The following is a 12,707-nucleotide window of genomic DNA, read 5'->3' as shown; positions in this document are numbered from 1 at the left end:
CATTTTTGTTGATATTCACAAAGAACGGGTGGAAATTTGTAAGATTATCTGATAAACTTAATGCAATGCACATTTAGAAATGTAGAATAGTAGGAAATGTAGGAGGAAGTAAAAATGTTGCAAACGAAAATTTGGAGTAAAGAAGAGACTTTTGAACGGGAACAGTTTAGAGAAATACAGTTACAAAGATTGAAAGCCACTGTAGAGCGTGTTTATAATAAGGTTCCGCATTATAAGGCTAAATTTGATGAAAGGGGTATTCTTCCAAGTGATATAAAAACTCTTGATGATTTAAAGAAGCTACCTTTTACAGTGAAGGGTGATTTTAGAGATACATATCCTTGCGGACTATTTTCAGTACCCAGGAATGAATTGGTCAGATTCCATGCATCTTCAGGAACTACAGGAAAACCAACTGTAGTAGGATATACAAGAAATGATTTAGCCATGTGGAGAGAGATGGTGGCAAGAATTGTTTCTATGGCAGGCGTTACCGCAGGAGATACAGCTCAGATATCTTTTGGCTATGGATTGTTTACAGGGGCATTAGGCCTGAACCAGGGGCTTGAAGAAGTTGGAGCAGCAGTTATCCCTATGTCCAGTGGAAATACTAAAAAACAGATTATGATGATGCAGGATATGGAAACTACAGCACTGATTAGTACACCTTCTTATGCACTTCATATGGCAGAAATAGCAAAAGAAATGGGGATTGACCCTGCAAAGGATCTGCATTTAAAATGGGGATTATTTGGTGGAGAAGGTTCCACTGAAGCCATGAGAAAAGAGCTGAATGATACATGGGGGCTATTTGCTACTGAAAACTATGGTATGAGTGAACTGATTGGTCCTGGAGTTGCAGGAGAATGTCAGGCACTTAGTGGAATGCATATTAACGAGGATCACTTTATGCCAGAGATTATTAATCCTGAAACTGGAGAAGTGTTAGGCGAAGGTGAAGTGGGAGAACTGGTTATTACAACAATAAGTAAAGAAGGTCTGCCTATTATACGGTATAGAACAAAGGATATAACTTCTCTCAGTTATGAAAAGTGCCAGTGTGGAAGAACTACGGTGAGAATGTCAAAAATTCAGGGAAGATCTGATGATATGCTTATACTTGGGGGAGTAAATGTATTTCCATCACAGATAGAAGAAGTGCTGATCAGTACACAGGGAATTGGCCCGCATTATCAAATCAAAGTATTTAAAAAAGGTTATCTTGATAGAATTGAAGTTATTGTTGAATTGTCAGATGCTGATTTCTTGGATTCCTTTGGAAAATTAGAAAGCTTGAATAAAGTAATTAAAAACAGATTAAAAACAGTTCTTGGACTGGATGCTAAAGTAACACTTGTACAGCCTAGAACACTTGAGAGATTTGAAGGAAAAGCTAAAAGAGTTATTGATTTGAGAAAAGAGGGGATAAAGTAAATGGCTATTAAACAATTATCTATTTTAATTCCTAATGAAAAAGGAGCCTTAGCGGAAATAACGGAGACATTTTGTGAAGCAGAAATTGATGTAAGAGCTATATCGGTTTCTGATACTACAGAATATGGCATTTTGAGAACGGTGGTTGACAATCCTGAAAAAGCAGTTAAATATTTGGCAGAAAAAGGTATTGTAGCTAAAAAAAGTAATATATTAACCATAAACCCCGAAGATAAAAGAGGTAGCCTGACTGCTGTTTTTAAACTGCTTGGTGAAAATGATATAAATATCGATTACATTTATTCTTTTGTTGTCAGAAAAAATGAAGACCAATACTTTGTTCTTAAGGTAGATGATATAGCTAAAGCTGAAAATTTACTAGAGGAAAAGGGCGTAGAGGTAATTAAAAGTATTTAACAATAAAATTGTTGACAAATACAAAAAAATAAGTTAAAATTAGTGAAATTAAATAAAAAATATACAAATGCGATGATAGGGTAAAGTAAATTATTGTATTCACCTCCAGAGAGTCGGTGTAGCTGGAAGCCGATGGTGAGACTGTAATTGAAGTTCCCCCTTGAGCTGGCATGCTGAACAAGCTGATTTATCAGACAGTAGGTGTGCACGGGATCTCCCGTAACAGAGATAAGGATGTTTGTCCTGAGTGGCCTTAGCAGGCAATAAGAGTGGTACCGCGGACTTTCCGTCTCTTAGGAGAAGGAAAGTCTTTTTTGTTGTTTTGATTAACAAATAACAGAGGTGCTGACTTTAAAGATAAAAGTAAGATACTAGAATGAAAAGGAGAATTAGAAAAATGATTTGGAATGAAACTGCTGAATGCATGGATGTCGAACAAAGACGTGAGGTACAGAGTCGAAGATTAAGAGATACTGTTGCAAGAGTTTATCAAAATGTTGAATTTTATAGAAAAAAGATGCAGGAACTTGGAGTAGAACCTGGAGATATAAAAACGATTGATGATATAGTAAAACTGCCTTTCACAACAAAAAAAGATTTAAGAAATAATTACCCCTTTGGACTTTGTGCTGCACCTGAAAGTCAATTTGTCAGGCTTCATGCATCTTCAGGAACTACAGGAAAACCTACAGCTGTACCGTATACAAGAAAAGATTTAGACAATTTCTCAGAATGCGTAGCAAGGTCTATCTGCTGTGCAGGTGGAACCAATAAAGACGTAATACAGATTGCATATGGGTATGGGTTGTTTACTGGCGGCCTTGGACTTCATGATGGAGCAACAAAACTTGGGGCAGGTGTTATTCCTATTTCTGGAGGAAACACTAGAAATCAACTTACACTTATGAAAGATTTTAAATCTACTATACTTGCATGTACACCTTCCTATGCCATGTTTTTAGCGGAGTCGCTAGAAGAAGCAGGGATTAAACCTGAGGAGCTTTCTCTTAGAATAGGTATTTTTGGTGCGGAACCATGGAGCAATGAAATGAGAAAGAAAATCGAAGAGGGGCTTGGACTAACGGCATATGATATATATGGACTTAGTGAAATTATGGGACCAGGTGTAGCCATGAGTTGTGATGAGCAGAATGGGCTGCATGTTGCAGAAGATCATTTCTATCCGGAAATATTAAATCCAGATACACTTGAAACGGTAGCAGATGGGACTGTAGGAGAACTTGTTTTTACCCATTTAACAAAGGAAGCTATGCCTCTATTAAGATATAGAACACGTGATTTAAGCAGTATTACTCATGAAGTTTGTGCATGTGGCAGGACAAATGCGAGGATGGGAAAAATATTAGGCAGAAGTGATGATATGCTTATAATCAGGGGAGTAAATGTGTTTCCTTCACAAGTTGAAAGTGTACTTCTTGAAGTACCAGAAGTTTCAGCAAATTATGTAATTATAGTTGACCGCCAGGGAACTATGGATACAATAGAAGTAAAGGTTGAGCTTGACGAAAAGTATATTCCTGACGAAATGGGTGAACTTGAAAGAATTACAAATTCTATTAAGCATAAATTAAATAGCGTACTTCGTATAGGTGTAAAGGTAACTCTTGCTGAGCATAAAACCATTGAAAGAAGTGAAGGAAAGGCCAAGAGAGTAATTGACAGACGTCATATTTAAAAGTGGAGGGCAGTATAGGCATATGAAAATTATAAAACAGGTGACAGTATTTTTGCAGAATGAAGCGGGAAGATTAGAAGAAATGACAGAAATCCTAGGCAAAAATAACATAAACATTTCAGCCATAAGCATAGCTGAAGCGACAGAGTTTGGTATTGCAAGAATGATAGTTGATGATTATCACAAGGCAGTTGATGTACTTAAAGAACGAGATTTCTCTGTAAATTTAGTGGAGGTATTATGTGTTGAAACACCAGATACGCCAGGTGCTTTATATGAAGCACTAAGAAAACTTGCTGCTGCAGGTATAAATGTTTCTTATATGTATGGATATTCGAATCATGGAGTTGCACCTATGATAATGAAGGTAAGTGATTCTCAAAGAGCATTATCTGTTTTGAATATGTAAGGATATTGGACATTATGTTAATAAAAGGCTTGCGTTTGCAAGCCTTTTATGTTATTCTTAAAGAAGTTGTTAATTTTAGACTTATTTTTAGAAGAGTGGGCATTGTCCACTCTTCTACTTTTGTAGTGATACAATTTAAAAAGTAATATTATGAAAGAATATGAAAGGAACGAGATGGCTAAGGTAAAAATAAAAGACTTAGTTGAGGAAATTTTAAATCCATTTTTAAATGAAAACAGTCTGGAACTTTATAATGTAGAATTTGTAAAGGAAGCAAAAGAGTGGTTTTTAAGAGTTTATATTGATAAGGTAGAAGGATCTGAGGAAGAATACATTAGTACAGACGATTGTGAAATGGTAAGCAGATTTTTAAGTGAAAAACTTGATGAATCTGACCCTATAGAACAAAATTACTATCTTGAAATTTCATCACCGGGCATGGATAGGGTATTACTTAAGGAAAAAGACTTTATCCGATATGCAGGGAAACAGGTGGAAGTTAACTTATATCAGGCAATTGACGGGAGAAAGATGCTTACAGGAGAACTTGTGGGCATTATAGATGAAAATCTTGTGATAATTGATGAAAAAATAAATCGTAAAGAAATACCTATGAGCAAAGTAGCTAAAACAAAGTTGGCAGTGATTTTTTAAAAGGAGGTTTTGCAGGAAAATGAACAGAGAATTTATAAAAGCCATTGAAGAGCTTGAAAAGGAAAAGCAAATTTCAAAAGATATCCTTATTGAAGCTATCGAATCTGCATTAGTATCTGCATATAAAAAGAACTATGGAACATCTCAGAATGTAAGAGTAAACATTGATAGAGAAACAGGTGACATAGACGTTTTTATGAAGAAGGACGTTGTAGATGAAGTTTGGGAAGATTTAATAGAGATTTCTTTAGAAGATGCTCTTGAAATAGATCCAAGATATAAAATAGGAGATGCAATTGAATATCAGGTTACACCAAAGGACTTTGGAAGAATTGCAGCACAGACGGCTAAGCAGGTGGTTGTTCAAAGAATCAGAGAAGCTGAACGTGGAATGATTTTTGATGATTATATTAATAGACAGGGTGAAATTATTACAGGACAGATTCATAGAATAAGTAATGATACCATTTTTATTAATATGGGTAAGACTGAAGGAATTCTTGCAGCAACAGAACAAGTACCAGGTGAAACTTATGAAATCAATGGAAGAGTTAAAGTTTTCATTATGGATGTTAAAAAGACTACTAAGGGACCTCAGGTTTATCTTTCAAGATCACATCCGGGACTGGTAAAGAGATTATTTGAATTGGAAGTACCAGAAATACAAGATGGAGTTGTTGAAATAAAAAGTATTTCAAGAGAAGCAGGATCTAGAACTAAAATGGCTGTGTATGCGTTAGATGATAATGTTGATCCAGTAGGAGCATGTGTAGGCCCAAGAGGAAGCCGTGTTCAAGTCATAGTGGATGAATTATTTGGAGAAAAAATTGACATTATAAATTGGAGTGAAGATCCTGAAAAATTAATCAGTAGTGCTTTAAGTCCAGCAAAGGTAGAAAGAGTTATTGTTGATGAAGAGGGAAAGACTGCAGTTGCTATCGTACCAGATTATCAATTATCCCTTGCAATTGGCAAAGAAGGACAGAATGTTAGACTTGCAGCGAAACTTTGTGGCTGGAAGATAGATATTAAGAGCCATTCTCAGTATTTTTCAGATGATGTTGAAATTGTCGAATATGATGAGCCTGAAGTAATGCAGGACGAATACGAGGATGAAGAATAAAGAGTGGGGTGAATGCCTTGAAAACTAAAAAAATACCTATGAGACGATGTGTTGGATGTATGGAGTCTAAGCCAAAGGGGCAGTTGCTTAGAATTGCTGGTTTTGAGGGAGAAGTTTCCATTGATTTGACAGGAAAAGCAAAAGGGAGAGGCGTTTATTTATGCCCAGATACTCAGTGCTTTGAAAAAGCACAAAAGAGAAGAGCAATCGGTAGAAACCTGGAAATGGAACTAAATGCTGAACAACTAGAGAAGTTGTTTGAGGAATTGAAAAAATATGAGAAAAAAGATTGATAGTTATTTAGGGTTTGCTAAGCGCTCAAGAAATTTAATTATGGGTTATAATACATGCCTTTTGTCTATGAGTAAAAAAAAGTTAAAACTTTTAATTCTGGCAAGTGATGTTTCTGAGAATACTATGAAAAAGCTTGTCAATGCAGCAATTGAATGGAAAGTTGTATATCGTATATATGGCACTTGTGATGAATTATCACAGGCTTGTGGAACTACAGGAAGGGGAGTTTTTGGCATAACTGATCAAAATTTTGCAAACGTAATTTTAAAGGAGATTGATGAAGATCAGTCTATATAGAAGGAGGTGTTCTAATGACAATAAAAATCCACGAACTAGCGAAAGAATTGAACATGAACAGTAAGGAATTACTGGAAAGAATCAATGCAATGGGGATTGAAGCAAAAAGTCATATGAGCGGACTATCTGATATTGATGCAATTTCAGTAAAAAATACAATAAATAGGGGTAAGACAAGTGCTGAAACAAAGATTGTTAAAGCGGCTCCTAAAAAGATAGAAAAAGAAGAAGTAGAGGAAGAGCCAAGAGTAGTAGTTAAGGCAGCAGCAAAACTTACAGTAAGCCCTGCAGCTAAAAATACCAAGGCACAACCAGCTAAGAGTCAGGAAAAAAATATTGCAGTACAAAAGCCACCTGTAGGTAAGCCAGTTCCAAAGGATACGGAAGCAGCTAGATCCAAACCACCTATAGGCAAGCCAGTGGTTCCTAAAGAATTTGAGGATAAGGAAGCAAAACATCCAGCAGAACCAATTAAGGCTCCAGAGGTGAAACATAATGAGGTAAAAGTAGAAAAAATGCAGGAAACAATCAAAGTAGAACCAGTACAGGAAGGTCCTCAAAGACTAAAGATTATTAAGAAATTCGATCCTGAAGCTGACAGAATTGAAAAAGAAAAAGCTGAGGAAAAAAGAAAAGCTGAAGCTGAAAGAAGAGAACAGGCAAGAGCCGAAGGAAATAGACAGAGCGGACAGAGAAATGATTATCAGAGAAGAGACAATAGAAATGATAATCAGGGACAAAGAAGAGATAATAGAAATGATAATGGACGAGGAAATTATCAGAGAAATAATGATGGCAGACCAGCGGGTGACAGACCAGCAAGGCCAGCAGGCGACAGACCAGCAAGACCAGCGGGTGACAGACCAGCAAGACCAGCGGGTGACAGACCAGCAAGACCAGCAGGCGACAGACCAGCAAGACCAGCAGGTGACAGACCATATTATAACAAAGATAAGGACAATGACTCAAGAGATAACAGAGGCGGAGATAGAAAGCCATTCCAGAAAAACGACAGACCACATGATAAAAGCGGGGATATTCCAGCACCTATCGTTTCAAAGCCTACAATAAAGAGAGAAGACAAAGAAAAAGACAAAGAAAGAGATAAGTTTGCAAAGCTAGAAAAAGGTGGCAAACCAAAACCAGCTGCAAAACCAACAAGGTCTCTTGAAAAAGCACCTAAACCTAAGAAACATCAGCAGAAGCCAAGGATAGTTGAGGAACCAGAAGTAAGTATGGAAGAACTTCCAGTTGGAACAAAAGTTATAAATGTGCCAATTACTGTAGCGGGATTCTGTGAGCAGCTTGAAATATCAACTTCAATCGTAATCATGAAGCTTATGAAACTGGGCATCATGGCAAATATAAATCAAAATGTTGACGAAGACACGGTTATGGTATTGGCTGAGGAGCTTGGCATAAATGTAGTAATTGGTAAGGTTGAAGAAGAAGTGGTTGAAGAAGGTCTTGAGACATTTGAGGATAAGGCGGAAGATTTAAAACCAAGACCACCGATTGTCACTGTTATGGGCCACGTTGACCATGGTAAGACATCACTTCTTGATGCAATTAGAAAAACTAATGTTACAGCATCTGAATCAGGTGGTATTACTCAGCATATTGGTGCATCCGAAGTTATGATTAATGGTCAGAAAATTGTATTTCTTGATACACCAGGGCATGAAGCATTTACGGCTATGAGAGCCAGAGGTGCGCATGGTGCAGATATAGCAATCCTAGTAGTTGCTGCTGATGATAGTGTTAAACCACAAACAGTTGAATCCATCAGCCATGCAAAGGCAGCAGGAGTTCCTATTATTGTTGCAATTAATAAGATTGATAAGCCAGGTGCAAACCCAGACAAAGTTATGCAGGATTTGACAGAATATGGAATACTTGTAGAAACTTGGGGTGGAGATACTATTGCAGTTCCTGTTTCAGCTAAATCGGGAGATGGAATTGTGAACTTACTTGAGATGGTATTACTTCAGGCTGAAGTTATGGAACTTAAGGCAAATCCAAATAGACTTGCTATGGGTTCTGTTATTGAAGCAAGACTTGATAAAGCCAAAGGCCCAGTTGCAACACTACTTGTTACAAATGGAACGCTACAATCAGGGATGAGTGTAGTTGCTGGTACTTCCAGTGGTAGAATCAGACTGATGACTAACTATAAGGGTGACACTATAAGGAAAGCTGGTCCAGCTACTGCAGTTGAAATTTTAGGGCTGACTGATGTTCCTGAAGCGGGCGACGTATTTAATGCAGTAAAAGAAGATAAAGATGCTAGAGAAATTGCAGAAACAAGGAAATCTAAGCTTAGAGAAGAAGTACTTGCTAGAAATGCCAGTACAACACTTGAACAATTATTCTCACAGATTCAGGAAGGTGAAACGAAAGAACTTAACCTAATTATCAAGGGTGACGTTCAGGGTTCTGTTGGAGCGTTAGAATCTTCACTTGAAAAGCTTAAAAATGAAAATGTAAGAGTTAGAATTATACACTCTGGAGTAGGTACTATAACGGAATCAGATGTTATGCTAGCGGGTACTTCAGGAGCGGTAATTATTGGATTTAATGTAAGACCAAGTACCGCTGTTTCTACTATGGCAGATAGAGAAGGCATTGAAATTAGAACCTATAGAGTAATTTATAATGTTATAGACGATGTTGAAGCTGCTATGAAGGGTATGCTTGACCCTGAATTTAAAGAAGAAGTTTTGGGTAAAGTAGAAGTAAGAACTACGTTTAAAGTACCTGGAGTAGGTACGATTGCCGGAGCTTATGTACTTGAAGGTAAAGTTATTAGAAATGCTGAGATACGTTTAGTTCGTGATGGTATTGTTTATCACGAAGGCAAGATTTCATCTCTTAAGAGATTTAAGGATGATGCAAAAGAAGTACAACATGGCTTTGAATGTGGTATTGGCTTTGAAAACTACAATGACCTTAAGGAAGGTGACATTATTGAATGCTTCCATATGGTAGAGGTAGAAAGAAAATAGGAAGGTAATTGATAGATGGGCAAAGGGTATAGACAAGGCCGTCTCGGTGAAGAAATCAAGAAACTAATTGGAGAATTGCTTCTTAGAGAAATTAAAGACCCAAGATTATCAGGATTAGTTAGCATATCTGCTGTGGAGGTTACCTCTGACGGCAGTTATGCTACTGTATATGTTACGGTACTTGGCAGCAGCAATGATGAAGAAACAGCTCAGAAAGAGAAGGAAGATGTCCTTGCTGCTTTTAAAAGTGCAAAAGGCTTGATAAAAAGGGAAATTGGTAGAAGTATAAAATTGAGGCATGTTCCAGATCTGATTTTTAAGATGGACACATCATTGGAATACGGAAGACATATTTCAAAAATAATTGGAAGTTTAGGAATAGAAAACTATAAAAGTGAAGAAGAACCGGATGGAGAAGATGAATAAAAACAAGAATACATTAAAAGAGATAGCAGAGATTTTAATGGCTTCAAAGAGTGTGTTGCTGTTCACCCATATAAATATGGACGGCGACACTCTAGGCTCTTCTGTAGCACTCTGTATAGCGCTCAGAAAACTTGGCAAACAGGCGCATATTCTTATTGAAGATGATATTGCTGCCTTTTTGCAATTTTTGGACAAGGATTATTGTACCTATGACAATCATGTAATTGAAAATCCTGATATTTGTTTATGTATTGATTGTGGTGATGCAGACCGGTTTAAGGAAAGAAAACAGAAATTCTTTGAAGGTAAGCAAAAGGGATGCATAGATCATCATGTTACAACAGAACCTTTTGCTGATTTTAATTATATTGATCCGACGGCGTCTGCTACAGGCGAAATCGTATATGAATTACTTAAAGAAATGCCGATACAAATTGATAAAGAAATTGGATCGGCTATTTTTGCTGCAATTACTACAGATACAGGAAATTTCCAGTATTCTAATACAACTAAAAAAACACACTTAATTGCAGCAGAATTATGTGATTATGGTGTTGATTACAATGAAATAAGTGTTGAATTATATCAAAATAATAGATTAGAAAAACTCTTGTTACAAACAAAGGCTTTGCAGGAATTAATTGTATTTGCAAAAGGGCAGGCTGCTATCTGTGGAGTTACACAGAAAATGTTTGAAGAAACTCAGGGTAAAATGGAAGAAACTGAGGGAATGATAGAGACTTTACGAAATATTTCAGGGATTGAAGTTTCTATATTTGTTAAAGAAATTGAACCAAATAAGTGTAAGGTCAGCATGCGTTCAAAGAAGTTTGTAAATGTTGCTGAGATGAGCCAGAAACTTAATGGAGGCGGACATGCAAGAGCGGCTGGATGCACTATATATCAAAGTTTTGAAGAGACTAAGAAAACAATGATTAAGTTAGTTGAAGAGTATCTGAAAGGTTAGCTGATGATTAAGCAGGGAATTATTAATATTAACAAGCCAAAGGGCTTTACTTCCCATGATTGTGTTAATGTTATAAGAAGTTTGACGGGAATAAAGCGAATTGGACATACAGGGACTCTTGACCCCATGGCAGAGGGTGTTTTACCAGTTTGCATAGGTAGTGCTGCTAGGATTACTGAATATCTGGATTTGGATTTTAAAAAATATACATGTGAAATTTTATTAGGGCTGGAAACAGACACCCTTGATATATGGGGAAAGACGGTTAAAGAAGATATTAAAAAGACAGAGCAGCTTATAGAAAATGGAAAGATTTCAGAGAGTGTTATAAAATCTGTTTTAGCAAGATTTACTGGTACAATTACACAGATTCCTCCTAAATATTCAGCACTTAAGGTAAATGGGCGTAAACTCTATGAATATGCCAGGGCTGGAGAAATAGTTGAAATTGCTTCAAGACAGGTGTATATTAAAGATATAAAATTGCTACAGATTTCTTTGAATGAAAGAAAGTTTAGTTTTGAGGTGACCTGTTCTAAAGGAACCTATATAAGGTCTATGTGCAGAGATATAGGTGAGGTTTTGGAATGTGGGGCATCCATGAGTGTGCTTACGAGAACTGCAAGCGGAGAGTTTGCTATAGAAAATTCTGTAAGTATGGAAGAATTGAAAGCTTTAAGACAAGGTGAAGATATAAGGAGCCTTGAGACAGGAAGAATAGTAAAATATGCAAGAGCATTACCAAACGAAATTAATAATCACATTACAGATGTAGATTTCCCTTTAGTTAATTTTGGGAAGATAATTTTGAATGAAGATAGAGTTAAGTGGTTTTGTGATGGTGGATATGTTAGCGATAAACAGGTCCTGATAGAGAAAGATCCCAAATTTAAGAATGAACAGCCACACATTAAGATTAGAGATGAATTTAGGTATGCATACAATGCTTATATGCGCAGAGATGAGCAGGACATATTTCTTGGAGTGGCTTTTTTTAACGAAGAGACTAAGGAATTTAAAGCAGACAAAGTTTTTGGCAGAGGGTAGAAAATGATAATTTTTAATAGTTTAGACGAGATTAAGAACGTAGAAAATACTGTTGTTGCTTTGGGAAATTTTGATGGAGTTCATAAGGGGCATCAAGCACTTATTACAAGAACTGTAAAGACGGCTGAGGCAGCAAATTTAAGAAGTGCAGTCTTTACTTTTTCAAATCATCCTAAGAATGTTAATTCGGGGGAACTGATAGTCAAAAATATATTATATTTTGATGAAAAAGCAAAGATAATTGAAAATCTGGGTGTAGACTATTTATTTAATATTCCTTTTGATGAATATATACGTTTAATGAAACCCATTGATTTTATAGACAACATTTTGATTGGAAAATTTAAAATGAAGCAGGCCTACTGTGGTTTTAATTATAAGTTTGGTTACAAAGCGGAAGGTACACCAGAGATTTTAATGCATGAGGGAATCAAAAAAGGATTTGGTATTCATGTATTAGAGCCTTTTCAGATAGATGGAAATTTGGTAAGCAGTACGTTTATAAGAAGTCTAATAGCAGAGGGAAAAGTAGATCAGTGCATGAAGTATATGGGAAGAAATTATTCAATAGGTGGTGAAGTTGTTATAGGAAATAAAATTGGTAGAACAATTGGATTTCCAACATCAAACCTCATAATAGATGAAAATATGGTTACTCCGCCTAATGGGGTATATGTTACTTCTTGTACATATAACGGTGTAAGATATCCAAGTGTAACCAATGTAGGTGTGAAACCAACAATTGGGGATTATAAAAAGAATGTGGAAACACATATTTTTAATTTTAATAAAGAGCTTTATGGTAAAACTATCAGAGTTGAATTTTTAGAAAAAACAAGAGATGAAAGAAAGTTCAAAAATGTAGCGGAATTATCTAAGCAGATTACAAGCGATTGTATTATGGCAAAGGATTATCATAGAAGAACTAAGTAGTGGTG

At 36.3% G+C, this 12,707-nt stretch carries 13 protein-coding genes and 1 other annotated feature; all 13 genes read left to right on the top strand.

The window, feature by feature from the left end; genetic code table 11:
- The first annotated feature begins 114 nt into the window (after positions 1–114).
- On the top strand, positions 115–1,434 hold the full coding sequence (locus RTW14_RS16630) for a phenylacetate--CoA ligase family protein (protein WP_312653523.1): 1,320 nt from the start codon (positions 115–117) through the stop codon (positions 1,432–1,434).
- Complete coding sequence (locus RTW14_RS16625; protein ID WP_312653521.1) at positions 1,435–1,851, top strand: ACT domain-containing protein; 417 nt, start codon at positions 1,435–1,437, stop codon at positions 1,849–1,851.
- Positions 1,852–1,914: 63 nt separating this feature from the next.
- Positions 1,915–2,148: a binding site (T-box leader), on the top strand.
- A gap of 100 nt (positions 2,149–2,248) precedes the next feature.
- Positions 2,249–3,547 (top strand): phenylacetate--CoA ligase family protein, encoded by a 1,299-nt coding sequence (locus tag RTW14_RS16620; RefSeq protein ID WP_312653519.1) that lies wholly within the window; start codon positions 2,249–2,251, stop codon positions 3,545–3,547.
- Between the two features lie 22 nt (positions 3,548–3,569).
- Positions 3,570–3,956 carry a hypothetical protein gene (locus RTW14_RS16615; protein WP_312653517.1) on the top strand — a complete coding sequence of 129 codons (387 nt, stop codon included), beginning with the start codon at positions 3,570–3,572 and terminating at the stop codon, positions 3,954–3,956.
- Between the two features lie 150 nt (positions 3,957–4,106).
- Positions 4,107–4,610, top strand: a complete 504-nt coding sequence (gene rimP, locus RTW14_RS16610) for a ribosome maturation factor RimP (protein ID WP_312653515.1) — start codon at positions 4,107–4,109, stop codon at positions 4,608–4,610.
- 19 nt (positions 4,611–4,629) lie between these two features.
- Positions 4,630–5,733: a transcription termination factor NusA gene (nusA, locus tag RTW14_RS16605; protein WP_312653513.1), complete on the top strand. Its 1,104-nt coding sequence runs from the start codon at positions 4,630–4,632 to the stop codon at positions 5,731–5,733.
- A gap of 17 nt (positions 5,734–5,750) precedes the next feature.
- A complete protein-coding gene (rnpM, locus tag RTW14_RS16600; RefSeq protein WP_312653511.1) occupies positions 5,751–6,026 on the top strand; it encodes an RNase P modulator RnpM in 276 nt (91 codons plus the stop codon).
- Positions 6,010–6,324, top strand: a complete 315-nt coding sequence (locus RTW14_RS16595) for a L7Ae/L30e/S12e/Gadd45 family ribosomal protein (RefSeq protein WP_312653509.1) — start codon at positions 6,010–6,012, stop codon at positions 6,322–6,324. The genes rnpM and RTW14_RS16595 overlap by 17 nt, the downstream gene beginning before the upstream one ends.
- A 14-nt stretch (positions 6,325–6,338) precedes the next feature.
- Complete coding sequence (infB, locus tag RTW14_RS16590) at positions 6,339–9,329, top strand: translation initiation factor IF-2 (protein WP_312653507.1); 2,991 nt, start codon at positions 6,339–6,341, stop codon at positions 9,327–9,329.
- A 15-nt stretch (positions 9,330–9,344) separates the two neighbouring features.
- Positions 9,345–9,755, top strand: coding sequence for a 30S ribosome-binding factor RbfA (gene rbfA / locus RTW14_RS16585; protein WP_312653505.1), 411 nt, complete (start codon positions 9,345–9,347; stop codon positions 9,753–9,755).
- Positions 9,739–10,722: a DHH family phosphoesterase gene (locus RTW14_RS16580; RefSeq protein ID WP_312653503.1), complete on the top strand. Its 984-nt coding sequence runs from the start codon at positions 9,739–9,741 to the stop codon at positions 10,720–10,722. The genes rbfA and RTW14_RS16580 overlap by 17 nt, the downstream gene beginning before the upstream one ends.
- Positions 10,723–10,725: 3 nt before the next feature.
- On the top strand, positions 10,726–11,769 hold the full coding sequence (gene truB, locus RTW14_RS16575) for a tRNA pseudouridine(55) synthase TruB (protein ID WP_312653501.1): 1,044 nt from the start codon (positions 10,726–10,728) through the stop codon (positions 11,767–11,769).
- A 3-nt stretch (positions 11,770–11,772) separates the two neighbouring features.
- The gene (locus RTW14_RS16570; protein ID WP_312653499.1) at positions 11,773–12,702 is read left to right on the top strand and encodes a bifunctional riboflavin kinase/FAD synthetase; all 930 of its coding nucleotides are present in this window, start codon (positions 11,773–11,775) and stop codon (positions 12,700–12,702) included.
- The last annotated feature ends 5 nt before the right edge of the window (positions 12,703–12,707 follow it).

It is taken from the genome of Aminipila sp. (assembly GCF_032051575.1).
Taxonomy (GTDB): Bacteria; Bacillota; Clostridia; order Peptostreptococcales; family Anaerovoracaceae; genus Aminipila.
Note: the sequence above shows the minus strand (reverse complement) of the source record. Positions and strands in the feature narration are given on the sequence as shown.

Excerpts from the sequence above, each read along its gene's own strand:
- RTW14_RS16630 (WP_312653523.1), top strand. The coding sequence starts at position 115 with ATGTTGCAAACGAAAATTTGGAGTAAAGAAGAGACTTTTGAACGGGAA.
- RTW14_RS16625 (WP_312653521.1), top strand. The coding sequence starts at position 1,435 with ATGGCTATTAAACAATTATCTATTTTAATTCCTAATGAAAAAGGAGCC.
- RTW14_RS16620 (WP_312653519.1), top strand. The coding sequence starts at position 2,249 with ATGATTTGGAATGAAACTGCTGAATGCATGGATGTCGAACAAAGACGT.
- RTW14_RS16615 (WP_312653517.1), top strand. The coding sequence starts at position 3,570 with ATGAAAATTATAAAACAGGTGACAGTATTTTTGCAGAATGAAGCGGGA.
- rimP (WP_312653515.1), top strand. The coding sequence starts at position 4,107 with ATGAAAGAATATGAAAGGAACGAGATGGCTAAGGTAAAAATAAAAGAC.
- nusA (WP_312653513.1), top strand. The coding sequence starts at position 4,630 with ATGAACAGAGAATTTATAAAAGCCATTGAAGAGCTTGAAAAGGAAAAG.
- RTW14_RS16595 (WP_312653509.1), top strand. The coding sequence starts at position 6,010 with ATGAGAAAAAAGATTGATAGTTATTTAGGGTTTGCTAAGCGCTCAAGA.
- infB (WP_312653507.1), top strand. The coding sequence starts at position 6,339 with ATGACAATAAAAATCCACGAACTAGCGAAAGAATTGAACATGAACAGT.
- rbfA (WP_312653505.1), top strand. The coding sequence starts at position 9,345 with ATGGGCAAAGGGTATAGACAAGGCCGTCTCGGTGAAGAAATCAAGAAA.
- RTW14_RS16580 (WP_312653503.1), top strand. The coding sequence starts at position 9,739 with ATGGAGAAGATGAATAAAAACAAGAATACATTAAAAGAGATAGCAGAG.
- truB (WP_312653501.1), top strand. The coding sequence starts at position 10,726 with ATGATTAAGCAGGGAATTATTAATATTAACAAGCCAAAGGGCTTTACT.
- RTW14_RS16570 (WP_312653499.1), top strand. The coding sequence starts at position 11,773 with ATGATAATTTTTAATAGTTTAGACGAGATTAAGAACGTAGAAAATACT.